A 23,838-nucleotide genomic window follows, 5' to 3' on the forward strand; every position below is an offset into this window, starting at 1 on the left:
AATGGCCGCCACCAGCATCCTTTGAGGGCACCTCCCGGTGCGCAGGCAGCGGATACTTCCTTAAAAAAGTACTCATCCCGCAGCCGAATCTGATCTCGGGAGTGCGCCCTCGACTTTTCTCGACGGTCGCTGCTCCCTGCATTTCTTCGGGGTGATCCACCGATGGTGAAGTTCAACAAGCTCGCGACCAAGACCACTGCGACGTTCGAGGGCGGCAAGGCGTACAAGCGCGACGCGAAGGCGGACCTGTTCCTGCTCGCCGTCACCAACATGGTCGGCGAGGACACGTTCTACGAGTCCGCCGACTCCCGCGACCAGCGCTACCGCGAGCTCGTGCACACCGTCGCCGTCGCCGACCCGGAGTGGATGCTGCGCTTCGTCGCCTGGCTGCGCCTGGGCGCGAACATGCGCAGCGCGGCCATCGTCGCGGCCTGCGAGGCCGTGCGGGCCCGGCTGGACGCCGGCGCCCCCGGGCACGGCAGGCAGCTGATCGACGCCGCGTGCCAGCGTGCCGACGAGCCCGGCGAGGTGCTCGCGTACTGGACCGGCCGCTACGGCCGCGCGCTCCCGAAGCCGGTGAAGCGCGGCGTGGCCGACGCCGTGGCACGGCTGTACACCGAGTACTCGTTCGCGAAGTACGACTCGGACGCCAAGGGCTTCCGGTTCGGCGACGTCATCGACCTCGTGCACCCGGCCGCCGCGGCCGACAAGCCGGGGCAGGGCGAGCTGTTCCGGCACGCGCTGGACCGCCGCCACAACCGGGACAACCCGGTGCCGGAGGCGCTGCCGATGCTGACCGCGCGGGCCCGGCTGCTCGCGCTGCCGGTGGACCAGCGGCGCCCGGCGCTGCTCGCTGGGGTCGCCGAGGGTGCCGAGGGTGCCGAGGGTGCCGAGGGCGGCCCGGGGCGGCTGGCCGAGGCCGGCATGACCTGGGAGGCGCTGGCCGGCTGGCTGCAGGGCCCGATGGACAAGGCGGCCTGGGAGGCGGTCATCCCGTCGATGGGGCTGATGGCGCTGGCGCGGAACCTGCGGAACTTCGACGAGGCCGGGGTCTCCGACGGGGCGGCCTGGAAGGTCTGCGCGCGGTTCCTGGACGCCGACCAGGTGGCACGCTCCCGGATGCTGCCGTACCGGTGGCTGTCGGCGTACAAGGCCGCGCCGTCGCTGCGGTGGGGGCACGCGCTGGAGGGGGCGCTGGGGCACGCGATCGCGGGCATCCCGGAGCTGCCGGGGCGCACCCTGGTCCTGGTCGACACCTCCGGGTCGATGACCGGCCGGGTCTCGGCGCGCTCGACGGTCACGCACCTGGACATCGGGGCGCTGATCGGGGTCGCGCTGGCGGACCGCGCGGCCGGCTCCGGACGGGCCGGCGACGTGGACCTCGTCGGCTTCGCCGACGGCGTGTTCACCCACGAGCTCGCCAAGGGCGGCAGCGTGCTGCGCGGGGTCGAGGCGTTCGCGCGGCGCTCCGGCGAGGTCGGCCACGGCACGCGCATGGTCGACGCCGTCGCGAACTCCTACGACGAGCACGACCGGGTGGTGATCGTCAGCGACATGCAGACGTTCCCGTACTACTACAACCGGGACAAGGGCGCGGACGCGTTCATCCCGGACACGGTGCCGGTCTTCGGGATCAACACCACGGGCTACGGCCCGAGCGCGTTGCCGCCCGGCAAGGCGAACCGGTTCGAGATCGGCGGCTTCTCGGACAAGGTGTTCACCATGTTCGGTCTGCTCGCCGCCGGCGACGGACCCGCGTGGCCGTTCTAGGCGCCGAGTAAGGAGCGGTAGCGCACTGGCCTATGGCCAGATGCGCTACCGCTCAGTAACATGCGCCGTGTGATCGACGGCATAGACCTCACGACCCTCGCGATCCCGTTCTATGTGCTGTTCATGGCGCTGGAACTGCTCTCGCTGCGGTTCTTCCCGGACCCGGGCGAGCAGGGCTACACCGTCAAGGACACCGCGACGTCGCTGACGATGGGCATCGGCTCGATCGTCTGCAACCTCGGCTGGGGGCTGGTGACGGTCGCCGCGGTGGCCGGGGCGCACGCGGTGTCGCCGTGGCGCATCGGCAGCTCGCTCACCAGCTGGATCGTGCTCTTCGTGGCGTACGACTTCTTCTACTACTGGGAGCACCGCGCGAACCACCGCGTCCGGATCCTGTGGGCCTCGCACGTGGTGCACCACTCCAGCCGGCACTACAACCTGTCCACCGCGCTGCGCCAGACCTGGACCGGCGTCGGCAACACGGTGTTCCTGCTGCCGTTGGCGCTGGCGGGCTTCCCGTCGTACATGATCTTCGCGACGGCGGCGATGAACCTGCTGTACCAGTTCTGGATCCACACCGAGCGGATCGGGAAGATGTGGCGGCCGATCGAGCTGGTGATGAACACACCCTCGCACCACCGCGTGCACCACGGGTCCAACCAGGGCTACCTGGACAAGAACTACGGCGGCGTGTTCATCGTCTTCGACCGGCTGTTCCGGTCCTTCGAGCCCGAGGGCGAGCCGGTGCAGTACGGGCTGACGAAGAACATCGGCACGTTCAACCCGCTGCGGGTCGCAGTGCACGAATACGCGGCGATCGCGCGGGACGTGCGCGGCGCCGACTGCTGGCGCGCCCGGTTCGGGTACGTGCTGCGGGGGCCGGGCTGGTCGCCGGCGGCGTAAAACCCGTCGCACGCCGACCGACACGCTGCATACGCTGGCCGGTGTGCTGAGTGATGGACAGCTGAAAGAGTTCGCCGAGCAGGGGTACCTGGTCGTCCCGGGCGTCGTGGGGTCCGAGCCGGTGGACCGGGCGAACCGCCGGATCGACGAACTCGTCGCCGCCGAGCCGCCGCTGGAAGGCCATGTGGGGCACCACTTCTACTTCCCGAAGGCCGTGGACGAGCCGGCGTTGATCGCGCCACTGATGGAGCCCGGGGCGGACGGGAGGAATGCCTTCGCGTACGCCGAAGCGCTCGCGGATCCCGGGTTGCTGGAGGCGCCGTGGCAGGTTCAGGTGGCGCTGAACATCCCGCCGTTCCCCCACCAGCCGGGGCGGCCGCACATCGACGCCGCTATCAGTGAGCCGACGCCGGGATTCGTGCCGAACACCTTCACGCTGTTGGCCGGGGTGTTCGTCTCGGACCAGACGCGCGAGAACTCGGGCAACCTGTGGGTCTGGCCGGGTACGCACCGGACGCATGCGGAGTACTTCCAGGAGCGCGGCGTCGAGACATACTGCGCCTACCCGGACATCGATCTGCCCGAGCCGGAACAAGTCACCGCGCGCGCCGGTGACCTGTTGCTCGCGCACTATCTGCTCGGGCACAACATCGGTGGGAACTACGAGTCGGACACGACGCGGCGGATGCTGTACTACCGGGTCAGCGGCCGCGGGCATGCCGACCGGCCGGATCGGATCCTGACCGAGCCCTGGTACGAGTACGGGCCTGTCCGGGCCCTGGTTTAAGCGCGGGTGTGCTGGGCCCGGACGACGGTGGCGGCGGCCTGGTGGGCCGGGGCGTCTCCGTCCTCCTTCGGGTTGGGATGCCCCTGGCCGGTCTCGATCAGGGCGCGCAGGCTGCCGCCGATGTAGCCGGCCCAGGCGTTGGAGCACACGTCGTAACACTCGTCCTGCGGGACCAGGCCGACGTGCGTGAAGCGGATCTCGGCGCCGCCGTCGGTCGGCTGGATCTCGAAGACGATGTCGGTCCCGGTCCACTCGGCCTGGTTCTCGATGAAGTCGAAGTAGTTCTCCTCGACGTGCCAGACGACCTTCCGGTCCGGGACGAGCTCGGCGATGCGGACCTTGCAGCGGTGGACGTCCTGGTACCGGTAGTCGAAGACGCCGCCGACCCGGTCGGCGGTCCCCTCGACCGATTCCGACCACCAGCCGCGGACGTTCACGACGGCCTCATAGGCCTCGCGGGGCGTCCGGTCGACGGTGAAGCCGGTGGTGTAGTGCCGTTCCTGCGGTTCGCTTGTGACTTGCATCATGCAACCAGCTTACGGCGCCCAACTTTCATCATGCAAGTGGTTGGCTACACTGGTTCCATGCTGGGGAAGACGTACGACTCGCAGGTGTGCTCGATCGCGCGGGCGCTGGAGGTGGTCGGCGAACGCTGGAGCCTGCTGATCGTCCGCGACGCGCTGTTCGGCGGCGCGACGCGCTACAGCGACTTCCAGCGGAGCCTCGGGATCGCGACCAACGTCCTCAAGACCCGCCTCGACGGGCTCGTCGAGACGGGCGTCATGGAGCGGCGCCAGTCCTCGCGGCAGCCGGAGCAGTACGAGTATCTGCTGACCGACAAGGGGCGGGCGCTGGCGCACTCGCTGGTCGCCCTCTCGGAGTGGGGCGACCGGTGGGCGACCGACGGGGAGCCGCCGATCCTGTATGTGCACTCGGTGTGCGGTACCGGGGTCACGCAGAAGACGGTGTGCGCGCACTGCGGCGTCGTGGACGACCCGGCGGAGATCCGGGCCGAGATCGGTCCGGGGATGCCGGCCGACCGCATTCCGGCGTAGCCCGGATCAGTTCCCTGCCAACTCCTCCACCACCGGCGCCAGCTTCTCCATGAACATCCCGTTCACCGCGATGTAGGAGATCCCGAGGTCGTCACGGCGGCGGCGCAGCGTGTCGGCCATCTCCTGCGGCGTGCCGGTGAGGATGGACGGGGCGCCGGTGCGGATCAGCTCGGCGGGGTCCATGCCCATCTGCTGGCTCAGGTAACCGGGCAGCTCGGTACCCACGCCTGCGAGGTTGTGGCTGAGTTCGAGGTCGTCGAAGCGGGAGCCGGCGACGGCGCGCAGCTCGGCGATCTTCGCCGCGAGGCCGTCCTCGGTGGTGGCCGGGCTCAGGCCGAGGGTGAGGATGTCGGCTTCGGCGGCGGCCAGCTGGAACATCTTCGGACCGGCGGCGGCCACCAGGATCGGCGGGTGCGGCTTCTGCACCGGCTTGAGCGGCGAGCGGCTCGCGGCCGCCGCGGCCAGCTCCTCCTTGACGATGTGGATGGCGTCGGAGAGCTGCTTCACGCGCTCGGCCGGGGTGCCGAAGCGCCGCTCCCGGTGCACCACCTCGTCCTCGGCGCCGGGCCGGCCGGCACCCAGGCCCAGGTCGAAGCGTCCGCCGGAGAGCAGGTCCAGGGCCAGCGCGCGCCACGCGATCTCCGAGGGTGTGTAGAACGGCGCGGGCAGGACGAACGTGCCGACGCGCAGCCGCTCGGTGGCCGTCGCGGCGGCTGCCAGGGCCGTGAACGGCTCCAGGGTGGTCATCGTGTCCGGGGCCAGCAGCGTGTCGTAGCCGAGTCCCTCGGCCCGGCGGGCCAGCCCCTGCCAGGCCTGGGCGGTCGGGGCCTGGGCCGCGACGACGGCGAAGCGGAAGGTGCGGGGGTGCATGGATTCTCCCTGAGTAGGAGTTCTGCGTTCCTGTCTGTCTACGCCGATCCTGCCCCTGCCGGAAGCAGACGGGCGTCCGGCAGGGGGAGGCCGCGCGCATACTCTGCGGGGAGTAGGCGCCGTATCCTCTCCAGCGTGCTTGACTACGATCTTGAGGCCGCGCACTACGACCGGACACGGGGCGGCGTGGACCGGGCACGTGCGGCGGCGGGCGCGGTGCTGGAGCTGGTGCCGGCGGACTGCGCGGTCCTGGTGGACGTGGCCTGCGGCACCGGCATCGTCTCGGAGCTGCTGACGGCGCCCGGCCGCACGGTGATCGGCGTGGACATGGCGGCCGGCATGCTGGCCCTGGCGCTGCCCCGCCTCGGCGGCGGCGGCCGAGCCGTCCGCGGCGACGCGACGCGCCTGCCGGTGGCCGCCGGCGCGGCGGACGCGGTGACCTTCATGTGGCTGCTGCACCTGGTCGACGACGCGGTGGTGGCGGCGGCGATCGCCGAGGCGGCACGGATCCTGCGCCCCGGCGGCGTGCTGGTGACGACGGTGGACAAGGACGCGGCGCAGTTCGAGAGCGACAGCGACGTCGGCGAGATCATGCGCGCCGCACGCCGGGAGCTGGCACCCCGCGCGAGCGACGACAGCGAACGGGTCCGGGAGCTGGCGCGCGCGGCCGGCCTGGAGCCTGCGGGCACGGCCCGGTACGTGGGGCACGGGCAGGGGCGGGCGCCGCAGGAGTGGGTACTGCGGGTCCGGGAGCAGATCGGGTGGGCGAGGCGGGCCGATCCGGACCGGGTGGCAGAGATCTGCCGCGCGCTGGAGGCGCTGCCGGAGCAGGATGTGCGGCGGACGGATCCGGAGTACACGGTCGCGGGGTTCCGGCTCGGCGGCGGATGAGGGCGGCGGGCGGCCCCGGAGAGCACCGTCGCGGATTCCCGGCTCGGCGGCGGGTGAGAGCGGGCTGGCGGATCCGGAGTACACCGTCGCGGGGTTCCGGCTGCCCGCCGCCTCCCCGCGGCCCCTACAGCTTCCCCATAGCCGCCTCGAACGCCTCCCACACCGCCGGCAGCTTCGGACTTCCGATCCGCTGGTCGATCTCCAGCGCGAGCCGGAACCGCAGCGCCGCCTCCACGTGCTTGCCCTGGTCGTAGAAGCTGCGGCCGGAGTGGTGCGCGGCGGCGGCGACCAGGCGGTCGTCCTTCAGGTACAGCGCCAGCTTCTCGGCGCGGTGGAACATCGTGTCGGCCTGGTCCCACTCGCCGCGCCACTGGCGGACGTGGCCCAGCAGGAGGGTGGCGCGGACCATGCGGCGCAGGTCGCCGGCCAGGTCGGCGGCGGCCAGGGTGAGCTCGGCCTCCAGGGCCGCCTCGTCCAGGCGGCCCGCGATGCGCAGGAGGTTGGCGTACTCGGAGCGGGCGTCGGGGAGCTCGTCCATGTCGAGGGCGGACAGGGTCGCGATCCGGGCGGCCAGCGGCGCGGGATCGTCGACGATCTCGCGGAGGGTCTCCGGGTCGGTGCGGAAGTCAAGGCCCATGGGTCCATCCTGCGACGCAGAAGGGTCCTTACGCGACACCTAGCCCATCGATTCCAAGGTTTTTCCCTTCGTTTCCCGGACAAGGTAGTACACGAACGGGATGGAGATCGCCGCGGCGATCGCATAGAGCGAGTACGCGCCGGCCAGGCTCCAGCGGGACAGCGATGGGAACGAGACCGTCACCAACCAGTTCGCCAGCCACTGCGCGCTGGCCGCCACCGACAGCGCCAACGCCCTGATCCGGTTCGGGAACATCTCGCCGAGCAGCACCCACACCACGACGCCCCAGGACATCGCGAAGAAGAACACGTACGCGTTCGCGCTGAGCAGCGCCGTGATGCCCTGTGCCTTGGGCAGCGTCGTCTTGCCGTTGGCCTCGGTGCCATAGGAGAACATCCACGCGGCCAGTCCCAGCGTCACCATCATGCCGACCGAGCCGATCAGCAGCAGCGGACGCCGGCCGATGCGGTCCACCAGCGCGATCGCCACCACGGTGCCGGCGATGTTCACCGCCGCGGAGATCATCGAGATCAGCAGCGAGTTGGAGGTGTTGATGCCGACCGACTGCCACAGCAGGGAGCTGTAGTAGAAGATCACGTTGATGCCGACGAACTGCTGGAGCACTGACAGCCCGATGCCGATCCACACCACGGCCAGCAGGTTCCTGCGGCTGGGCGTCAGCAGGTCCACCGCCTTCGGCTTGATCTCGCCGGCCAGCTGCTCGCGGATCTCGGCGATGCGGTCGGCGACGTTCGCGCTCGTGCCCTCGACCTCGGCGAGCACCGCGCGCGCCTCCTCGTCCCGGCTGTTGGCGACCAGGAAGCGCGGCGACTCCGGCAGCCTGAGGCTCAGGACCCCGTACAGGATGGCCGGGACCACCTCGGCGCCGAGCATCCAGCGCCAGGCCGCCAGCCCGCCGAGGTGGTCGGTGTTGGTGCCGCCGGCCCACTGGTTGATCAGGTAGTTGACCACCGCGGAGATCGCGATGCCGAGCACGATCGCCAGCTGCTGGAAGGAGGTCAGCCGGCCGCGGAAGGCCGGCGGGGAGATCTCGGCGATGTAGGCCGGGCCGATCACCGAGGCGATGCCGATGGCGAACCCGCCGACGATCCGCCAGATCGTCAGGTCCCAGGGCTGGTAGGCGAACATGCTGCCGATGCCGCTGATGGTGAACAGGACGGCGGCGATCTGCATGGCGCGGATCCGGCCGATGCGGTCGGCCAGCCAGCCGCCGGCGATCGCCCCGGCGGCGGCGCCGGGCAGGGCCGCGGCGACGATGAAGCCGGTGGTGCCGCTGCCGACGTTGAAGTCGTGCTGGATGCCGGTGACCGCGCCGTTGATGACCGCCGAGTCGTAGCCGAACAAGAAGCCGCCCAGAGCCGCGGCGGCGGCGATGAACACGATGCGCGGCGCGACACGCTCGGACGCGGACGGCTCCGACGGGTTCGGGCCGCCGGAGCGGCCGGTCCTGGTGGTCATACCCGTACCCCTGCCGCCGATCCCGCCAGGCGATGCGGCGATGCGCCCGATCGGGTGGTTGGCCTACCGTGGTCGGCATGCTGACCGTCCCGCAGGAGATCTACGACGCCATCGTCGCCCACGCCCGCAAGGACCACCCGGACGAGGCGTGCGGAATCGTCGCCGGCCCCGAGGGCTCCGACCGCCCCGAGCGCTTTGTGCCGATGACCAACGCCGAGCGGTCGCCGACGTTCTACCGCCTGGATCCGGACGAACAGTTCAAAGTGTGGAAGGAGATGGGCAACCGGGATGAGGAAGCGGTGATCATCTACCACTCGCACACCTCGACCGAGGCCCATCCCTCGCGGACCGACATCACCTATGCCAACGAACCCAATGCGCATTACGTGCTGGTGTCCACGCGCGACACTGACAAACTCGGCGACTTCCAGTTCCGCTCGTTCCGGATCGTCGACGGCGAGGTCGCCGAGGAGCCGGTGACGGTCGTCTGAGACACCGCCCGACGCTCCCGCTCCCCTGACGGGTCAGTCCGGGATGCCCGCTTCGGAGTCCCGGGTCAGGCTGGAGGCGTGAGTTCGACTGAGACGGTCACCCCGATCCAGAACGCCGTGAACATAGGGCCGGTGCTGACACAGCGGCTGCGCGACGTCGGCGTCACCACCCTGGACGAGGTCCGCGCGCGCGGCGCCATCGAGGTGTGGCAGCTGATCGCCGACACCGCCGAGGGCAACGAGTGCGCGCACATGCTGCTGGCGTTGGAAGGCGCGCTGCGCGGCCAGCGCTGGACGTCGATCCCCCGCTCCGAGCGCGACGCGCTGCTGGTCGAGGTCGGCCTGAAGGACGCCTCGGAACTGCGGGCGTCCAAGAAACGCTAGCCGCCGCCAGGGCGGCGGCCGGCGTTTCTCAGTCCCCGGGCCTCAGCCGGTGATCCTGCCCTGCTGCAGCGCCGCCCACATCGGGCCGTTGACGACCCCGTCCGCCGCCAGGTGCATGGCGCTCTGGTACTGCACCACCGCGCTGAAGGTGTCCATGTCGTACTGGCCGGTGGCCTTCACATCCGTGTTCAGCGCGGCGGCCAGCGCCTCCTGCAGCCTCTTGACGTCCGCGGCGCTGGCCGGCTTGTGGTGCTTGTCCCCGCCGAACGGGCCGCCGGGCAGGTTCGGCAGCTGGGGCGTCAGGGTGGGCTTGCTGCCGGCGGCGATCAGCGCGGTCTTGGTGGACCGGCCGACGACGCCCGAGGGGTCGGAGGCGTGGCTCCGGGCCTGGAACGCGGCGACCGCGGCCTGCGTGGCCGCGTCGAAGGTGCTGTTGATCGGTCCGTTGTACAGCCCCAGCTGGTGCAGCCGGGTCTGGATCCACTTCACCTCGGGGCCGGAGTCGCCGAGCTGCCACTGGCCCGGGACCCGCTCGGCCGGCGTGCTCGCCGAGCTGCTCGGGGTGGACGAGGTCGGGGCGTTGGCCACCGCCGACTGCGCCGACGAGCTCGGCGGGGTGGTCGGGGTGGTGACCGACCCGGGGTTGATCGCCGGGCCGGCGGACGGGGTCGAGCTGCCGCCGCCGAGGGTGATCAGGGAGACCACGATCACCACGACCGCGGCGGCCGCGACGCCGATGCCGATCTTCGCCCCGCGGTTGGAACGGGGGCCGTTGCCGGGCCCGCCCGGGTAGTCCTCGGTGTATCCGCCCTCATAGGGCTCGCCGTAGGCACCGCCGCCGGCCGCCTGGTAGTCGATCGGCTGGTCGTAGGCGGGCTGGTCGAACGCCTGCTGCGGGTAGTCCGACCGGCCGAAGTCCTCCGGGACCGGCGCCATGACCTGCGTGGCGTTCGGGCGGGGCCGCTCCGGACCGCCCTCGGGGCGGTACAGGTGGGCGTACGGGTCCGGCTCGGGCGGAACGTTCTGCGCCGGGATGGCCTGGGTCGCCTCGTCCTGCGGCTGCGTCGGCAGCTGCCACGTCAGCCCGCGCTCGGGCGGAGCGCTCGGCCCGCCCTGGCCGCCGGCGCCCACGGCCGCGTAGGCCTGGGTCGGGTCGGACACCCCGGCCGGAGTCTGCGACGACATCTCGCCGCAATTCGGGCAATAGCGGGCTCCCGGCGTTTTCGGCAGGACGGTCCCGCAGTGATGACAAGTCTCCATGGTGCTCGGAACCCCCTTGGGCAGACCCGCCAACTGTAGAACACGCAAGCAAAGCCCGTATCCGCTCTGGCGCGCCGTCCCAGGCGGGCACACGTCAGGCCGGTGGTTCTTGGCCCAGACTTGACCATCGCTTTGCCAACCGGCGGCCGCTACCAGCGGGAGGCGACGGCCACCAGCCGGTCCCGGACCCGCGCCACGGCCGCCGACCGGGCCCGCTGCCCGCGCACCGCGACGAAGATCGTCCGGATCGGCGGGATCTCGGGTTCGTCGAGCAGGACCAGCGTCCCGTCGTCCAGCGCCGGGGCGCACAGCGGCCGGGGCAGCACGGCCACGCCGCAGCCGCTGACCGCCGCATCGAGAACGCCGCGCAGGTCGGGGATGACCAGCGCGGCGTCGGAGGGGGGACGGGTGTCGTATACGGACGACCAGTAGCGGCCTATATAAGGAAGATCCTCGGAGAGGTCGATCAGCGGGGCGCGGCCGGTGCGGTCGAACGGCTTCCAGCGCGGCGCCCCGACCAGTGCGTACTCCTCGTCGGCCAGCGGGATCACCGCGACCCCGGGCAGCCGCGGCCGGCTGACCGCCAGCGTCAGGTCCAGCCGCCCGGCCGCGAGCTGCGCGATGAGCTCCTCGCCGCGCCCGCCGGCCACGACCACACGAAGGCCCTCGTCCAACAACGGGGCGAGGGCCGGGAGCAGAAGCGTCGTGGTGAGGCTGGCCGGACAGCCGAGCCGGACCGCGGCGTGCGGTCCGGAATCCGGGATCAGCGTCTCGTGCGCGACCGCGGCGAGCGCGTCCAGATGCGGGGCGACGGCCCGGGCCAGCTCGTCGGCGGCCGCCGTGGGCGCGACGCCGCGCGGCAGCCGGACGAACAGCTCGCGGCCGACGCGCTGTTCCAGCGTCCTGATCTGGGCGGTCACCGCGGGCTGGGACACGCCGAGGTCCGCGGCGGCCCGGGTGAGCGAGCCGGCGCGGTGGACGGCGAGGAACGTCCTCAGCAGCGCGAGATCCATCCCGACCAGGATAGAGGTGGCGGGCCCTGGTGAATCAGGGTTTTTCATCACCCTTCGAGCGGCGCCGGGGCCGGCCGGCGGGCCGGGCGCTCACCCGGAGCCGGAGCGCAACACCGCGCGCGCCGCGTCCATCAGGATCCCGGCGAGCTCGGCGCCCTCGGGGTAGTCGGCCGGAGCCGGCAGCCCCGCGGCCGCCTGCGCGGCCCCCTCGACGTCCGGGCGCGCCGGATCGGCCCCCGGCTCGACCCGCCGCGCGACCATGAAGCCCTGCGATATCGCGCCGAACGCGGCCGCGGCGCGGATGTAGTCGGCGGGCTGCGGATCGGGTCCGGCCAGCCGCCGGACGACGTCGCGCCGCAGCTTCACCGAGCGTTCGACCAGCTCGGCGGCGGCCAGGCAGGCGTGGTCGTTGGCGACCAGCTGGAAGACCGCCTGGTGCCGGTGCAGCAGGTCGACGTAGGAGCTCAGCAGCGTCTCGGGATCGGGGTCGCCGGCGACCAGGGTCTCGAACTCGTCGATCAGCGGCTGCGTGACCGACTTCAGCAGCTCCTGCTTGGAGGCGTAGTGGTAGTAGAGCGCGGCTTTGGTGATGCCGAGGCGGTCGGAGATCTCGCGCAGCGAGGTCTTCTCGTACCCGTGCAGCACGAAGAGCTCCAGCGCGACCTGCTGGATGCGCTCCTTGGTGCCGCCGGGATCGTGTTCCGACTGTGAGTTGCGTCTCATGGACCCTCTCGGGGGCGAATTCTCGAAGCCCAGTCTACTTGCCGCACGGTAAGTTTGTGAAAGCTTGCACAAGACATATCTCGAAACCGAAACGCCCTCAGGAGTTCGCCCATGTTCGGACGGCTCGGACGCTTCGTCGTCCACAACCCCTGGAAGATCATCGTCGGCTGGATAATCGCGGCCGTGGCGCTCGTCGCGCTCGGCCCGCAGCTGTCCAGCGTCACCAACGACAACCAGTCCTCCTTCCTGCCTTCCAAGTACGAGTCCGTCAAGGCCATGAACGCCCTGGACGCGGAGTTCCCCTCGGCCACCGGGCAGGTCGCGACCATCGTCATCCGCCCGGTCGGCGACGGCACGCTCTCGGCCGCCGAGCAGCAGAAGGTCACGGACCTGGCCGGCACGCTGACCGGCGACCACATCACCGGCGTGGCCGGCGTGCAGGCCGGTCAGGTCGCGCCGAAGCAGACCGCGCAGCTGATGTTCGCCAAGCTGACCGCCGACCAGGGCGACCAGAAGGCGAGCAGCGACGCCGTCAAGGCGCTGCGCGCGGACCTGGCGAACAAGCTGAACGGCACCGGGATGAAGGCCGAGGTGACCGGGGACGCGGCCATGGGCCTGGACACCTCGGACTCCTCGAACAAGGCCACCGGCATCGTCATGATGGCCACGCTGCTGCTGATCATCGTCCTGATGGGCTTCATCTTCCGGGGCGTCATCGCGGTCCTGCTGCCGATCCTGTCGGTGTTCCTGGTGATGATGGTGTCCCAGCCGGTCATCGCGCTGATGGCCGAGGGGTTCGGCCTGCACGTGCAGTCCTTCCTGCAGATCATGCTGGTCGTGGTGCTGTTCGGGATCGGCACCGACTACATCGTGTTCCTGCTGTTCCGGCTGCGTGAGCGGCTGCGGGCCGGGGACTCGATCGAGCAGGCCGTCCAGACCACCGTCGAGCGCGTCGGCGAGGCCATCGCCTCGGCCGCGGCCGCCGTCATCATCGCCTTCTGCGCCCTGGGCCTGGCCACCTTCAAGGCCTTCACCTCGCTGGGCCCGGCCCTGGCCATCGCGGTCGCGGTGATGCTGCTGGCCGGCCTGACCCTGGTGCCGGCGCTGATGGTGAAGCTGGGCACGAAGATCTTCTGGCCCGGCAAGAAGTGGCGCAGGATCCCCACCGCGGGACCCGCGCGCAAGGTGGGCAACCTGGTCGGCAAGCGTCCGGCGGCGGTGGCCGCGGTCTCCTTCGTCATCATGGCGGGCCTGGCGATCGGCGCCACCGGCTTCAAGGCCGACTACGACCAGCAGTCGCAGATGCCGGCGGGCGTGGAGTCCACGATCGCGATCAAGGACATGCAGAAGGCCGGGTTCGCCCAGGGCGCCACCGCCGCGACCGACGTGATCGTCACCTCGACCGACGGCAAGGCGCTGAACCAGGCGCAGATCCAGAGCTACGCGACCGCCCTCGGCTCGGCCTCGCCGGAGCTGGACGGCCTGATGCCGTTCCCGGTCAAGCCGGGCTCCCCGGCCGGCGCCAAGGGCGACACGGTGCAGTACAACCAGGCCGGCACCGCGGCCCACATCCAGGTGCTGACCAAGGACTCGCCGTTCGCGTCCGCCGCGATGCACGCGGTCAACGGCCCGCTCAAGGACCTCGCGCACAGCACGGCCCCGGCCGGCACCACCGCGCTGGTCGGCGGCGGGACCGCGGCCCTGGCCGACATCCAGGCCGCGAACAACTCCGACCTGGCGCTGATCCTGCCGGTGGCCGGCCTGCTGATCTTCCTGGTGCTGGCGCTGCAGCTGCGGGCCCTAGTCGCGCCGCTGTACCTGATGGTGGCCGTGGGGCTGGGCTACGCCGGCACCCTGGGCGCCTCGGTGCTGATGTTCCAGAGCGTCCAGGGCAAGCCCGGCATGATGTTCATGCTGCCGGTCATGGTCTACCTGTTCGTGGTGGCGATCGGCACCGACTACAACATCCTGATGATCTCCCGGCTCCGCGAGGAGGCCCGCGAGGGCAACGAGCCGCGGCGCGCGGCGGCGCTGGCCGTCGAGCACGCCGGTCCCTCGGTGGCCTCGGCCGGGCTGATCCTGGCCGGCACCTTCGCCTCGCTGATGCTGGGCGGGCTGTCGATGATGCAGCAGATCGGGTTCGCGGTGTCGATCGGCATCAGCATCGCGGCGTTCATCATGTCGATGTTCCTGGTACCGGCCTTCACCGCGCTGATGGGCGCCAAGGCCTGGTGGCCCGGCCACAAGGCGGTGGCCTCCGGCGGCGACGGCGGGCGGCCGCCGCGGGTCGGCGACCTGGACGACGAGAGGGTCGGCGCGAGTTCCCGCGCGTAACACCCTGCAAGGGCGCTCCTGTCACTCCCAGTGACAGGAGCGCCCTTCTCCCACCCGTCTCCCCCCCGCCACCCGTCAAGGTGCCGCTCCGCGGCGCTGTGTTGGATTTATTCTCTAAACCATGCCGATATTCGACCGCGCCCACACGGACGACCTCCTGTCCTTCCTCGCCGCCTCGCCGACCCCGTACCACGCGGTCGCGAACGCGGCCGCCCGCCTGGAGGCCGCCGGGTTCCGCCAGTTCAGGCAGTCCGCCGGCTGGGAGCGCGCGGACGGCGGCGGGTTCTACGCGATCCGCGGCGCGGCGCTCATCGCCTGGTACGTCCCGGAGGGCGCGGCGGCGCACACCGGCTTCCGGGTCGTCGGCGCGCACACCGACTCCCCCAACCTGCGGATCAAGCCGCTGCCGGACACCGGCTCGGCGGGCTTCCGGCAAGTGGGGGTCGAGCTGTACGGCGGGCCGCTGCTGAACTCCTGGCTGGACCGGGACCTGGGCCTGGCCGGCCGGCTGGTGCTGCGCGGCGGCGATGCGGCGCTGGTGCACGTCGACCGGGCCCTGATGCGCGTGCCGCAGCTGGCGGTCCACCTGGACCGCGGCGTGAACGACAGCGGCCTGCTGCTGGACAAGCAGCAGCACCTGACCCCGGTCTGGGGCCTGGGCCCGGTGCAGGACGGCGCGCTGATCGAGTTCGCGGCCAAGGAGGCCGGGGTCTCGGCCGCCGACGTCCTGGGCTTCGACCTGATGCTGCACGACGTGACCCCGCCCACCTACCTGGGCCGTGACCTGGAGATGATCGCCGCCCCGCGGATGGACAACCTGGTCTCGGTGCACGCCGGGGTGCAGGCGCTGATCGCGGCGGCGTCCGGCACCGCCGGTGCGCCCTCGGCGATCCCGGTGCTGGCCGCGTTCGACCACGAGGAGACCGGCAGCGAGTCGGACACCGGCGCCGGCGGCCCGCTGCTGGGCAACGTCCTGGGCCGGGTGGCGCAGGCGCAGCTCGGCGGCAGCGCGGACGACCACGCCCGGGCCCTGGCCGCGACCGTGGTCATGTCCAGCGACATGAGCCACGCGGTGCACCCCAACTACCCCGAGCGCCACGAGCCCGGCCACCGGCCCCGGCTCAACGGCGGGCCGGCGCTGAAGACGAACGTGAACCAGCGCTACGCCACCGACGGCCTCGGCCGCGCGATCTGGACGGACGTCTGCGAGCGCGCGGGGATCCCGACGCAGTACTTCGTGGGGAAGAACTCGATGCCGTGCGGCACCACGATCGGGCCGATCACGGCGGCCAAGCTCGGGGTGACGACGTTCGACGTGGGGATCACCTCGCTGTCGATGCACTCGGCGCGCGAGCTCGGCGGCGCGGACGACCCGCACCTGCTGGCCTCGGCGGCGGCGGCCTTCTACACCGGCTGAGCGCGGGCAGGCCCGCGGTCAGCGCAGGACGTACCAGGTCGGCCCGGCGACGAGCAGGACGGCGGCGAGCCAGGCCGCCGGGCCGACCAGCCGCTCGCTGAACGCCGCGGCGGGCGCTTTGACCAGGCGCTGCACCCGGTCCAGGGTCGGCGTGGCGCGGGCCGCGCCGGGACCGTCCGCACCCCGATCCTGCTCCGCGCGCTGATTCGGCACGGGCCCCGCGGTCCCGCCGATGGCGACCAGCGCGCGGGCCAGCGCGGGGCGTCCGACGGCGCGGGCGGCGTGATCGTCGGCGAGCATCTCGACGAGCGCGGTGACCGAGGCGGTGGCGCGGCGCGCCGGAGGCAGCGGCAGGGCCGACTCCCAGGCGACGAACGGCTGGACCACCAGCTCGTGGCGCCACTTCGCATGGGCCCGCTCGTGGGCGAGGACCGCTTCGAGCTCGTCGGGCGCCAGGGCCGCGATGGTGCCCTCGGTGATGACGATGCGGGGCCGCGTGCCGGGCAGGCAGTAGGCGGCGGGCGAGGCGTGTTCCAGGACGCGCAGCTGGCAGTCGGCGTGCTCAGCGGCGAGGTCGACCGCGTCGCGCTGGCGCCGCAGGTCCCGTTCTATGCGCAGCGCTGAGAGCAAGGTCACGCCGACCAGCCGCAGCGTGAGGACGGCGGCCAGCGCCAGCGCGGCTTCCTGAAGCAGCCCCAGTGATGCGGGCACCCGCAGGTGGAACGCGTCCCGCCAGAGCACGACCAGGCCGGTCCGCAGGTGCCGGTCCAGGGGCGCGACCCCGACCGCCAGCGGCGCGCCGATCAGCGCCAGGCCGCCGGCGATGCCGACCGCCTGCCACAGCGCGATCGCGGCCCGGGCGTGGCGGCGCGGCCAGGCGGCGCGGGCCAGGAACACCGGGACCGGCCAGGCGAGCAGGATCGCGAGGACGGCCAGCGGCCAGGCGTCAGAGAACATGGCCGGCCGCCCGGGTCGGGTCGGTCGGCAGGTCCGCGGCGGTCAGCAGGCCGGTGGCGGTCAGCAGGCCGGTGGCGGTCAGCAGGCCGGTGGCGGTCGGCGGAATGCTCATCGCCACCAGCTTCCCAGACCTGCCGCGCCGCACGTCATGCTGTCCGCGCCGCCTACTCCTCCAGCCCCGCCAAGGCCTCACGCAGGAGCGCTGCCTCCTCGGCCGAGACCGAGCCCGCGAAGCGCACCAGCGCCGAGCGGCGGTCGTCGGTGGTCTCCAGGACGGCGAGCATTGAAGCGGCGATCACGTCGTCCCGCGTGCGCGCCGCCGTATAGCGATGCGCACGCCCGACCCGCTCACGCGTCACGAAATCCTTGCGCCGCAGCCGGTCCAGGACGGTCAGCACGGTCGTCGTCGCCAGCTCCGCGGTGCCGTCGCGGGCCGCCAGGCGTTCGACGATCTCTTGCGCGGTGCTTCCGTCGGGGGCGTTCCACAGGACGTCCATCACCGCGCGCTCCAGTTCACCCAGTCTCGGGGGGCCACCCGCGCGCTCGTTCGCCATGAGGGTTACTCTACAACCGGTAGAACTTCTACGAGCCGTAGAACACTGGAGTTTGCCCATGCTAGGCAGCACGCTCACCGACGCCAGAGTCGAGACCGGGTTCTCGCTCGCCTTCCACATCGTCTTCGCGGTCTTCGGGGTGGGCCTGCCCTGGCTGCTGCTGGTCACCGAGGGCCGCTGGCTGAAGACCGGCGACCCGACCTGGCTGGCGCTGACCCGCAAGTGGTCGCGGGTGATGGCGGTGCTGTTCGCCATCGGCGCGGTGTCCGGGACGGTCCTGTCCTTCGAGTTCGGACTGCTGTGGCCGGCGTTCATGGCGCGCTACGGCGGGGTGCTCGGGCTGCCGTTCACGCTGGAGGCCTTCGCGTTCTTCGCCGAGGCGATCTTCGTGGGCCTGTACCTGTACGGCTGGAAGCGCCTGTCGCCGCGCGCGCACTGGCTCACGCTGTGGCCCATCGCGATCTCCGGAACGCTCTCGACGCTGTTCATCGTCACCGCCAACTCCTGGATGAACGTGCCGACCGGCGTGAAGGAGGTCGGCGGCAAGGTCGTCTCGGCCGAGCCGCTGGCCCCCCTCACCGGCCCCGGCGCACTGCCGGAGTCACTGCACATGCTGCTGGCCGCGATCATGTGCACCGGCGGCGTGGTGGCCGCGGTCTACGCGGTCGGGATGCTGCGCGGACGGCGCGACGACTACCATCGGCGCGGCTTCCGGGTCGGCCTGGTCACGGTCCTGGCCGCGGCCCCGTTCCAACTGGTGGTCGGCGACCTGGCCGCGCGCGTGGTGGAGAAGTACCAGCCGGCCAAGCTGGCCGCGATGGAGGCGCTGACCCACACCCAGAGCCACGCCCCGCTGACCCTCGGCGGGATCTACGACCCGGGCACCGGCAAGACCCGCTTCGGCATCGAGATCCCCGACGGCCTGTCCCTGCTGACGGGCTTGCGCACCGACAAGACCATCCGCGGCCTGGACATCCTGCCGCCCAAGCAGCAGCCGGCCACACCGGTGGTGCACCTGGCCTTCGACACCATGGTGGCCGGCGGCATGGCGATCCTCACGCTGGCGGGCCTGCTGACCCTGGTCGCCCTCTGGCGCCGCCGCAAGGGCGTCCGCCCCCTGATCCCGCTGTCCCGCCCCTGGCTGCTGGCCGGCGCCCTCACCGGCCCGGCCGCGATGGCCGCGATGCTGGCCGGCTGGGAGGTCACCGAGGCCGGCCGGCAGCCGTGGATCGTGTACGGCCGCATGACGGTGCGCCAGGCCGCGACCACCAGCGGCGGCATCGGATGGTCGCTGATCGCCACCATCGTGGTCTACCTCGGCCTGGCCACGGCGCTGCTGCTGATCCTGCGCCGGCTGGCGACCGGCGCGCCGCCGGAGCTGGCGGAGGGGGCCGAGGCGCCGGGGCCGGAGGACCCTGAGACGCCGGGGCATGAGGATCAGGACTCGAGCTCCGCGGACTCCGGCAGCGGGCGCGAGTTCGAGGGGGCGGCCCGGTGACCGGGAGCGGCGGGGGTTTCGCGGCCGAGCGCCGCCCCGCCTCGACCATCGTCGGCACCCTGCCGCCGGAGCGCCGGACAGGACCCATGCCCGCCGCCCGCAAACCCGCCCGCAGCCCCGCCCGCAAGCCCGACCTGGAAGGACCGGCCCGATGACCGCCGTCAACCTCCTGCTGGGCGTGATCGTCTGCGCCCTGGCCGCCTACGCCCTGCTCGCCGGCGCCGACTTCGGCGCGGGGGTCTGGGACCTGCTGGCGCGCGGCCGGCACGCCGATCGTGAGCGCCGCCTCATCGCGCACGCGCTGGGGCCGGTGTGGGAGGCCAACCATGTGTGGCTGATCTTCGTGATCGTCGCGACGTTCAGCGGGTTCCCCACCGCCTTCGGCATCATCGCGCGCGGGCTGGAGTTGCCGTTGGCTCTGGCGCTGGCGGGGATCGTGCTGCGCGGGGCGGCGTATGTCTACCGCGCCTACGGTGAGGGTGCCGCGGGGCCGGACAGTCTGTGGAGCCGGGTCTTCGCGGTGGCCTCGTCGATCACCCCGTTCATGCTCGGGGTCAGCGGTGCCGCGCTGGCTACCGGCAAGATCACCGCCGACTCGGGTCCGCTGACGCCCTTCAGCTCGCCGTTCACGCTGGTCGCCGGGGTCTTCGCGGTCGTCGTGACCGCGTTCCTGGCCGCCGTCTACCTCTGCCACGACGCCGGTACCGACCCGGACACCGAGGACCTGGTCCCGGCGTTCCGGCGCAAGGCGCTCGGGGCGGCGGCAGTGGCCGGCGCCGTCAGTCTCGCGCTGCTGCCGCTGCTGTATCAGGACGCGCCGACCGTCGCGCACCGCTTCACCGAGCGGTCGATCCCGTTCGTGGCCGTGGCAGTGGTCTGCGGCTTCGGCTCGATCGCGGTGATCTGGAAGCGGCACTACGTCCTGGCCCGCGCCACGGCCGCCACGGCGGTGGTCGGCGTGCTGCTCGGCTGGGCCGCTGCTCAGTACCCTGATCTGGCGGTCGGCGCGGCGACGGCCAAGGACTCGGCGGCCGGCCCGGCGAACCTGCACGCGCTGCTGATCGCCATGGGGTTCGGGCTCGTGGTCATCCTGCCCGCGTTCTACCTGCTTCTGAAGGTCTTCTCAGGGCCCGAAGGGGCGGCCGCGGTACAGGGTCCGCAAACTAAGTAAAGGAGACCCCAAGAACACCCGTGCGAATGCCAAGACGCGGTCAAGATCCGCACCGGATCGCTTTAACCACCTTCCGTGTCCGAACGTCCTTGCGGTTGGCTCGCTGTGCCACCACCTACTCGCACAGCCGCAAGGAGACACCACAGGATCATGGGACTGTCGAAGCGCGCCCGCGTCATCGGGATCTCGTTGGCCACCGCCGCCGTCGTCGGCGCCGGCACGATCGCCGCCTTCACGGCCGGCGCGGCTGGAGGCAGCGACGGCACCGTCACCGCCTCCTTCGCCAAGACCTCGGACTGGGGCAGCGGCTTCCAGGGGCAGTACACGATCGCCAACGGGACCGGGCAGACCGTGCACGGCTGGACCGTCTCCTTCGACCTGCCGGCCGGGGAGCGCATCAGCTCCCTGTGGAACGGCACCATGACCGCCGCCGGGCAGCACATCACGGTCGCCAACCCGTCCTGGTCCGGCGACATCGCCACCGGGACCAGCGCCACCTTCGGCTTCGTGGTGGACGCCGCCTCCGGGTCCGCCGCGCCGGTGAACTGTCTGGTCAACGGCGCGTCCTGCGGAGGCGGGACGCCCGGCGGCGGTCCGAGCTCGGCGCCGAGCACTGCCCCCGGCTCGGCGCCGGGCTCGAGCACGCCTCCCAGCGGCGTGCCGTCGAGCTCGGCGCCGAGCAGCGCGCCGTCCTCCCCGCCGTCCTCCCCGCCGTCCTCCGCCCCGTCGTCGGTGCCGGCCCCACCGGCATCCGGCGCCGGCTACGGCTTCGCGCCCTACGTGGACACCAGCCAGCGCCAGGACCTCGGCGCGCTCGCGGCGGCGGCCGGCACCAAATACGTCACCGCGGCCTTCATGCTCGCCGGCGGCAGCGGCTGCACCCCGATCTGGAACGGCACCGCGGACCCGGCGTTCGAGGCGAGCCTGAAGTCCGGCATCGCCGACCTGCGCGCCAAGGGCGGCGACGTCATCGCCTCCTTCGGCGGCGCCAACGGCACCGAGCTGGCCCAGGCCTGCGCCGACGTGCCGCACCTGTCGGCGGCCTACAAGGCGGTGATCGACACCTACGGCCTCACCCACGTCGACTTCGACATCGAGGGCGCGGCCGGCACCGATCAGGCCTCGATCACCCGCCGGGCCCAGGCGCTGGCGCAGCTGCAGGCGGACTACGCCGCGGCCGGCAAGACCCTCGACGTGTCGCTGACCCTGCCGGTCCTGCCCTCCGGGCTGACCCAGGACGGTGTGAACATCGTCACCGCGGCCGCGAAGAACGGCCTGAAGGTCTCTGTGGTCAACGTCATGGCCATGGACTTCGGCGACTGGGCCGCCCCGAGCCCGGCCGGGAAGATGGGCCAGTACGCCGACCAGGCCGCGCAGTCCGTGCACGACCAGCTCAAGACCGTCTACCCGGACGCCTCCGACGCCCAGCTGTGGGCGATGGTCGGCATCACCCCGATGATCGGCGTCAACGACACCTCCGACGAGGTGTTCCAGGTCTCCGACGCCAAGGTCGTCGAACAGTTCGCCGCGCAGCACCACATCGGCCGGCTGGCCATGTGGTCGCTGACGCGGGACCAAGCGTGTGCGCAGCCGTCGTCGTGGGCCTCACCCACCTGCTCCTCGATCCAGCAGAACGCGTACGACTTCGCGCACACCTTCGAGGCCTTCACCGGCTAGCCCCCACCCCACTGGAGCCTCGAAGCACCAGGTGCCGGCACCGTCCCCACAGGCGGTGCCGGCACCTGACTTTCGTGACGCGCGCACGACAACGCCCGCCTCCTGGGACATCGGCCAGGTGGCGGGCGTTACGTTTTTCTCCCACGTGGGCGCCAACGGGAGTTCGGGGCGGGGGCGCCTTGTGGGTCGTGACCCGAGGTGGTGGCAATGCTGGGGGCTACTTATGCGAAACGCTCCAAGGGGCCCGTCCCTTGGAGCGTCGCCTGTACGTCCCCCGTTGGGTACTACGACGAGATTCCCTGGGCGGGTCAGCCCTCACGCTGCGGCGGGATGCCGTTCAGCAGAGCGCGCACCTCCTGCTCGCGGTAGCGGCGGTGGCCCCCCAGGGTGCGGATAGAGGTCAGCTTGCCGGCCTTGGCCCAGCGCGTGACCGTCTTGGGGTCGACGCGGAACATCGTGGCGACCTCTGCGGGCGTGAGCAGAGGCTCGGCGTCCGGCGTACGTGCGGTCATATGGACTCCTCCTGACGGAAACGGGCACCCAGCGCGCCCGATTTCTCGTGGACCCTCCCCGATAGCCTCGCTTGCCCGGTCCCGGGAAGACCGTGCGGCCGTGTCGGTTATAGGACGAACGGCTTGTCGTTCACAGTACAAGTACACCATCCGACCGGGGCCGTGGGCGATATCTATGAAATCGATACACAAAACCCGCACCGGCCGGTCGCGGACGTAGGGGCCGATATACGGACAGCTTCACCCCTGTAACGCTGTGTCGATCGAGGACAGCATCAGCTGGTTGCTTCACCCGCCATGCCCGGTTTCGACCCCGCGCCGGGGTCGGGAAGCGACCGGTGAAGTGATCTTGACACGGAGTACCGCCGGCGCGGAAGACCTCTGATCATGCTGTGCGAGCCTTGCTAGTTCGCGCGAGCCAGCACCCGCACCGCATCCCACTTAGCGCGATAGCGCAGATACGCAGCGGTAACCCCCGTATCGTCACTCTGAGCCAGAGCAGCGAGACCGTCCGCCACATAACGGACGGAACAGTCCAGGACGATTCCGTCTACCCGTTCCTCGGCACCCAATGCGTCCTGAGCCACCAGCAACCCCATCAGACCCCCGTAATCAAGCTCGACGACCGAGTGCGGGTGGAACTCCTCCAGCCACATCCCCAGCGTCTCCACGGCCTCCACAAGCGGTCCCGCTCCGAGCGCGCGCTTAAGCACTCGCAGCGCCCTGGCACAGCGCTTGCGGGCCTGGCTCATCGCTGTCCGGAACTGGAGCGTCACCGCGACGAGCTTCTCGTCCCCCTCGGCCGCCTCGCCGCCGGCCCGGGCCCCGCCCCCGTCGCCGGTCACCGCGTCCTCCATGCCGAACAGGACCAGCCAGCGGATCGGCACCTGCCAGGACGCGGTCAGGATGTGCGGCAGCGCCTCCGGGTCCTCGGCCCACCACCGTTCGTACTCGCTGTCGGCGCGCTCCAGCACCCCCTGCGGCCAGAACAGGCGGACGCCGCCGTCGCCGTGGACCGCGCGCAGCTCGGTCAGCGCCAGCCAGGACCGCAGCCGCGGCTGCCACGGGCACAGCAGGGGCGTCTCGCCGCTGTCCAGGACGTAGGCGACCCGCGGCTCGTTCTCCGGGACCGCGATGGGGGGCACCGCCACCAGGCCGCGCAGGGAGGCGCTCTGCTCCTCGGCGAGGGTCTTCGGCTCCGGGTTCCGCCGCAGCCAGGACTCCCACTCCGCGCGCTCCGCGGCCGGAAAGGCGGTCAGCGGTTCGTACACCCGCAGGTAGGCCATGTAGGGCGCCGGAATCGCGCCGCCGGGGGATGCGCGCACGTAGTGATGCTCTCACCTATGGCGCTCCCGCGCGTCGGCATGGGGCCCGTGGACCGGGGCGAACCGGGGCGGACCGGCCGCCGTGCGGACTCGCTCCGCGCCACCTTCGCCCCTCGCACCCGTTCGCCGT

General features: G+C 71.6%; 25 protein-coding genes. 13 read left to right on the plus strand and 12 right to left on the minus strand.

Annotated elements, in window-relative coordinates:
- Positions 1 to 162: 162 nt before the first annotated feature.
- The 3 genes from ABH926_RS07275 to ABH926_RS07285 are packed head-to-tail and all read left to right on the plus strand — an operon-like array spanning position 163 to position 3,460.
- Entirely contained in the window at positions 163 to 1,770 is a 1,608-nt protein-coding gene (locus ABH926_RS07275) for a TROVE domain-containing protein (protein ID WP_370364603.1), read from the plus strand.
- 60 nt (positions 1,771 to 1,830) lie between these two features.
- Complete coding sequence (locus ABH926_RS07280; protein ID WP_370364604.1) at positions 1,831 to 2,673, plus strand: sterol desaturase family protein; 843 nt, start codon at positions 1,831 to 1,833, stop codon at positions 2,671 to 2,673.
- 43 nt (positions 2,674 to 2,716) lie between these two features.
- Positions 2,717 to 3,460 (plus strand): phytanoyl-CoA dioxygenase family protein, encoded by a 744-nt coding sequence (locus tag ABH926_RS07285; protein WP_370364605.1) that lies wholly within the window; start codon positions 2,717 to 2,719, stop codon positions 3,458 to 3,460.
- Here the strand turns inward: ABH926_RS07285 and ABH926_RS07290 are convergent.
- Complete coding sequence (locus ABH926_RS07290) at positions 3,457 to 3,987, minus strand: SRPBCC domain-containing protein (protein WP_370364606.1); 531 nt, start codon at positions 3,985 to 3,987, stop codon at positions 3,457 to 3,459. The two genes, ABH926_RS07285 and ABH926_RS07290, sit on opposite strands and share 4 nt — an antisense overlap.
- Before the next feature lie 57 nt (positions 3,988 to 4,044).
- On the opposite strand from ABH926_RS07290, the gene ABH926_RS07295 reads away from it, so the two are divergent.
- Complete coding sequence (locus ABH926_RS07295) at positions 4,045 to 4,515, plus strand: winged helix-turn-helix transcriptional regulator (RefSeq protein ID WP_370364607.1); 471 nt, start codon at positions 4,045 to 4,047, stop codon at positions 4,513 to 4,515.
- A 6-nt stretch (positions 4,516 to 4,521) separates the two neighbouring features.
- On the opposite strand, the gene ABH926_RS07300 is transcribed toward ABH926_RS07295, so the two are convergent.
- Positions 4,522 to 5,385 (minus strand): TIGR03621 family F420-dependent LLM class oxidoreductase, encoded by an 864-nt coding sequence (locus ABH926_RS07300; protein WP_370364608.1) that lies wholly within the window; start codon positions 5,383 to 5,385, stop codon positions 4,522 to 4,524.
- 135 nt (positions 5,386 to 5,520) lie between these two features.
- On the opposite strand from ABH926_RS07300, the gene ABH926_RS07305 reads away from it, so the two are divergent.
- On the plus strand, positions 5,521 to 6,276 hold the full coding sequence (locus ABH926_RS07305) for a class I SAM-dependent methyltransferase (protein ID WP_370364609.1): 756 nt from the start codon (positions 5,521 to 5,523) through the stop codon (positions 6,274 to 6,276).
- A 124-nt stretch (positions 6,277 to 6,400) separates the two neighbouring features.
- Here the strand turns inward: ABH926_RS07305 and ABH926_RS07310 are convergent, their stop codons facing one another.
- Positions 6,401 to 6,913 carry a tetratricopeptide repeat protein gene (locus tag ABH926_RS07310; RefSeq protein ID WP_370364610.1) on the minus strand — a complete coding sequence of 171 codons (513 nt, stop codon included), beginning with the start codon at positions 6,911 to 6,913 and terminating at the stop codon, positions 6,401 to 6,403.
- A 39-nt stretch (positions 6,914 to 6,952) separates the two neighbouring features.
- Positions 6,953 to 8,392 (minus strand): sugar porter family MFS transporter, encoded by a 1,440-nt coding sequence (locus tag ABH926_RS07315; protein WP_370364611.1) that lies wholly within the window; start codon positions 8,390 to 8,392, stop codon positions 6,953 to 6,955.
- Positions 8,393 to 8,469: 77 nt separating this feature from the next.
- On the opposite strand from ABH926_RS07315, the gene ABH926_RS07320 reads away from it, so the two are divergent.
- Positions 8,470 to 8,883 carry a Mov34/MPN/PAD-1 family protein gene (locus tag ABH926_RS07320; protein WP_370364612.1) on the plus strand — a complete coding sequence of 138 codons (414 nt, stop codon included), beginning with the start codon at positions 8,470 to 8,472 and terminating at the stop codon, positions 8,881 to 8,883.
- 78 nt (positions 8,884 to 8,961) lie between these two features.
- Positions 8,962 to 9,267, plus strand: coding sequence for a TfoX/Sxy family DNA transformation protein (locus ABH926_RS07325; RefSeq protein ID WP_370364613.1), 306 nt, complete (start codon positions 8,962 to 8,964; stop codon positions 9,265 to 9,267).
- Positions 9,268 to 9,309: 42 nt separating this feature from the next.
- Here ABH926_RS07325 and ABH926_RS07330 read toward each other — a convergent pair whose 3' ends face one another.
- From ABH926_RS07330 to ABH926_RS07340, 3 genes are all read right to left on the minus strand, one after another.
- Positions 9,310 to 10,452 (minus strand): peptidoglycan-binding protein, encoded by a 1,143-nt coding sequence (locus tag ABH926_RS07330; protein ID WP_370364614.1) that lies wholly within the window; start codon positions 10,450 to 10,452, stop codon positions 9,310 to 9,312.
- A 224-nt stretch (positions 10,453 to 10,676) separates the two neighbouring features.
- Positions 10,677 to 11,540, minus strand: a complete 864-nt coding sequence (locus ABH926_RS07335; RefSeq protein WP_370364615.1) for a LysR family transcriptional regulator — start codon at positions 11,538 to 11,540, stop codon at positions 10,677 to 10,679.
- 90 nt (positions 11,541 to 11,630) lie between these two features.
- Positions 11,631 to 12,263 carry a TetR/AcrR family transcriptional regulator gene (locus tag ABH926_RS07340; protein WP_370364616.1) on the minus strand — a complete coding sequence of 211 codons (633 nt, stop codon included), beginning with the start codon at positions 12,261 to 12,263 and terminating at the stop codon, positions 11,631 to 11,633.
- A gap of 111 nt (positions 12,264 to 12,374) precedes the next feature.
- On the opposite strand from ABH926_RS07340, the gene ABH926_RS07345 reads away from it, so the two are divergent.
- On the plus strand, positions 12,375 to 14,597 hold the full coding sequence (locus ABH926_RS07345) for an MMPL family transporter (protein ID WP_370364617.1): 2,223 nt from the start codon (positions 12,375 to 12,377) through the stop codon (positions 14,595 to 14,597).
- Between the two features lie 121 nt (positions 14,598 to 14,718).
- Positions 14,719 to 16,014, plus strand: a complete 1,296-nt coding sequence (locus tag ABH926_RS07350; protein ID WP_370364618.1) for a M18 family aminopeptidase — start codon at positions 14,719 to 14,721, stop codon at positions 16,012 to 16,014.
- A gap of 18 nt (positions 16,015 to 16,032) precedes the next feature.
- Here the strand turns inward: ABH926_RS07350 and ABH926_RS07355 are convergent, their stop codons facing one another.
- From ABH926_RS07355 to ABH926_RS07365, 3 genes are read right to left on the minus strand one after another with little or no spacing between them, the layout of a single operon-like run.
- Positions 16,033 to 16,971: a M56 family metallopeptidase gene (locus ABH926_RS07355; RefSeq protein ID WP_370364619.1), complete on the minus strand. Its 939-nt coding sequence runs from the start codon at positions 16,969 to 16,971 to the stop codon at positions 16,033 to 16,035.
- Positions 16,961 to 17,083 (minus strand): hypothetical protein, encoded by a 123-nt coding sequence (locus tag ABH926_RS07360; protein WP_370364620.1) that lies wholly within the window; start codon positions 17,081 to 17,083, stop codon positions 16,961 to 16,963. Before ABH926_RS07360 ends, ABH926_RS07355 begins: the two co-directional genes overlap by 11 nt.
- Positions 17,084 to 17,135: 52 nt before the next feature.
- Positions 17,136 to 17,525 carry a BlaI/MecI/CopY family transcriptional regulator gene (locus ABH926_RS07365; protein ID WP_370364621.1) on the minus strand — a complete coding sequence of 130 codons (390 nt, stop codon included), beginning with the start codon at positions 17,523 to 17,525 and terminating at the stop codon, positions 17,136 to 17,138.
- 58 nt (positions 17,526 to 17,583) lie between these two features.
- Between ABH926_RS07365 and ABH926_RS07370 the strand changes: the two genes are divergently transcribed.
- The 4 genes from ABH926_RS07370 to ABH926_RS07385 all read left to right on the plus strand — a co-directional run bounded on the left by ABH926_RS07370 (position 17,584) and on the right by ABH926_RS07385 (position 21,871).
- A complete protein-coding gene (locus tag ABH926_RS07370) occupies positions 17,584 to 19,023 on the plus strand; it encodes a cytochrome ubiquinol oxidase subunit I (protein WP_370364622.1) in 1,440 nt (479 codons plus the stop codon).
- On the plus strand, positions 19,020 to 19,178 hold the full coding sequence (locus ABH926_RS07375) for a hypothetical protein (RefSeq protein ID WP_370364623.1): 159 nt from the start codon (positions 19,020 to 19,022) through the stop codon (positions 19,176 to 19,178). Before ABH926_RS07370 ends, ABH926_RS07375 begins: the two co-directional genes overlap by 4 nt.
- Positions 19,175 to 20,194, plus strand: a complete 1,020-nt coding sequence (locus tag ABH926_RS07380; protein ID WP_370364624.1) for a cytochrome d ubiquinol oxidase subunit II — start codon at positions 19,175 to 19,177, stop codon at positions 20,192 to 20,194. The genes ABH926_RS07375 and ABH926_RS07380 overlap by 4 nt, the downstream gene beginning before the upstream one ends.
- A 150-nt stretch (positions 20,195 to 20,344) precedes the next feature.
- The gene (locus ABH926_RS07385; RefSeq protein ID WP_370364625.1) at positions 20,345 to 21,871 is read left to right on the plus strand and encodes a cellulose binding domain-containing protein; all 1,527 of its coding nucleotides are present in this window, start codon (positions 20,345 to 20,347) and stop codon (positions 21,869 to 21,871) included.
- A gap of 308 nt (positions 21,872 to 22,179) precedes the next feature.
- Here the strand turns inward: ABH926_RS07385 and bldC are convergent, their stop codons facing one another.
- Both bldC and ABH926_RS07395 read right to left on the minus strand, forming a co-directional pair.
- Complete coding sequence (gene bldC / locus ABH926_RS07390) at positions 22,180 to 22,383, minus strand: developmental transcriptional regulator BldC (protein WP_012784549.1); 204 nt, start codon at positions 22,381 to 22,383, stop codon at positions 22,180 to 22,182.
- 404 nt (positions 22,384 to 22,787) lie between these two features.
- Positions 22,788 to 23,708 carry a hypothetical protein gene (locus tag ABH926_RS07395; RefSeq protein ID WP_370364626.1) on the minus strand — a complete coding sequence of 307 codons (921 nt, stop codon included), beginning with the start codon at positions 23,706 to 23,708 and terminating at the stop codon, positions 22,788 to 22,790.
- Between the last annotated feature and the right edge of the window lie 130 nt (positions 23,709 to 23,838).

This window comes from Catenulispora sp. GP43, from assembly GCF_041260665.1.
Taxonomy (GTDB): domain Bacteria; phylum Actinomycetota; class Actinomycetes; order Streptomycetales; family Catenulisporaceae; genus Catenulispora.

What these genes read in the sequence shown, in the direction of transcription:
- ABH926_RS07275 (WP_370364603.1), top strand. Translation starts at nt 163, where the DNA reads ATGGTGAAGTTCAACAAGCTCGCGACCAAGACCACTGCGACGTTCGAG.
- ABH926_RS07280 (WP_370364604.1), top strand. Translation starts at nt 1,831, where the DNA reads ATGCGCCGTGTGATCGACGGCATAGACCTCACGACCCTCGCGATCCCG.
- ABH926_RS07290 (WP_370364606.1), bottom strand. Translation starts at nt 3,987, where the DNA reads ATGATGCAAGTCACAAGCGAACCGCAGGAACGGCACTACACCACCGGC.
- ABH926_RS07295 (WP_370364607.1), top strand. Translation starts at nt 4,045, where the DNA reads ATGCTGGGGAAGACGTACGACTCGCAGGTGTGCTCGATCGCGCGGGCG.
- ABH926_RS07300 (WP_370364608.1), bottom strand. Translation starts at nt 5,385, where the DNA reads ATGCACCCCCGCACCTTCCGCTTCGCCGTCGTCGCGGCCCAGGCCCCG.
- ABH926_RS07310 (WP_370364610.1), bottom strand. Translation starts at nt 6,913, where the DNA reads ATGGGCCTTGACTTCCGCACCGACCCGGAGACCCTCCGCGAGATCGTC.
- ABH926_RS07315 (WP_370364611.1), bottom strand. Translation starts at nt 8,392, where the DNA reads ATGACCACCAGGACCGGCCGCTCCGGCGGCCCGAACCCGTCGGAGCCG.
- ABH926_RS07320 (WP_370364612.1), top strand. Translation starts at nt 8,470, where the DNA reads ATGCTGACCGTCCCGCAGGAGATCTACGACGCCATCGTCGCCCACGCC.
- ABH926_RS07330 (WP_370364614.1), bottom strand. Translation starts at nt 10,452, where the DNA reads ATGTCGTCGCAGACTCCGGCCGGGGTGTCCGACCCGACCCAGGCCTAC.
- ABH926_RS07335 (WP_370364615.1), bottom strand. Translation starts at nt 11,540, where the DNA reads ATGGATCTCGCGCTGCTGAGGACGTTCCTCGCCGTCCACCGCGCCGGC.
- ABH926_RS07340 (WP_370364616.1), bottom strand. Translation starts at nt 12,263, where the DNA reads ATGAGACGCAACTCACAGTCGGAACACGATCCCGGCGGCACCAAGGAG.
- ABH926_RS07345 (WP_370364617.1), top strand. Translation starts at nt 12,375, where the DNA reads ATGTTCGGACGGCTCGGACGCTTCGTCGTCCACAACCCCTGGAAGATC.
- ABH926_RS07350 (WP_370364618.1), top strand. Translation starts at nt 14,719, where the DNA reads ATGCCGATATTCGACCGCGCCCACACGGACGACCTCCTGTCCTTCCTC.
- ABH926_RS07355 (WP_370364619.1), bottom strand. Translation starts at nt 16,971, where the DNA reads ATGTTCTCTGACGCCTGGCCGCTGGCCGTCCTCGCGATCCTGCTCGCC.
- ABH926_RS07360 (WP_370364620.1), bottom strand. Translation starts at nt 17,083, where the DNA reads ATGAGCATTCCGCCGACCGCCACCGGCCTGCTGACCGCCACCGGCCTG.
- ABH926_RS07365 (WP_370364621.1), bottom strand. Translation starts at nt 17,525, where the DNA reads ATGGCGAACGAGCGCGCGGGTGGCCCCCCGAGACTGGGTGAACTGGAG.
- ABH926_RS07370 (WP_370364622.1), top strand. Translation starts at nt 17,584, where the DNA reads ATGCTAGGCAGCACGCTCACCGACGCCAGAGTCGAGACCGGGTTCTCG.
- ABH926_RS07380 (WP_370364624.1), top strand. Translation starts at nt 19,175, where the DNA reads ATGACCGCCGTCAACCTCCTGCTGGGCGTGATCGTCTGCGCCCTGGCC.
- ABH926_RS07385 (WP_370364625.1), top strand. Translation starts at nt 20,345, where the DNA reads ATGGGACTGTCGAAGCGCGCCCGCGTCATCGGGATCTCGTTGGCCACC.
- bldC (WP_012784549.1), bottom strand. Translation starts at nt 22,383, where the DNA reads ATGACCGCACGTACGCCGGACGCCGAGCCTCTGCTCACGCCCGCAGAG.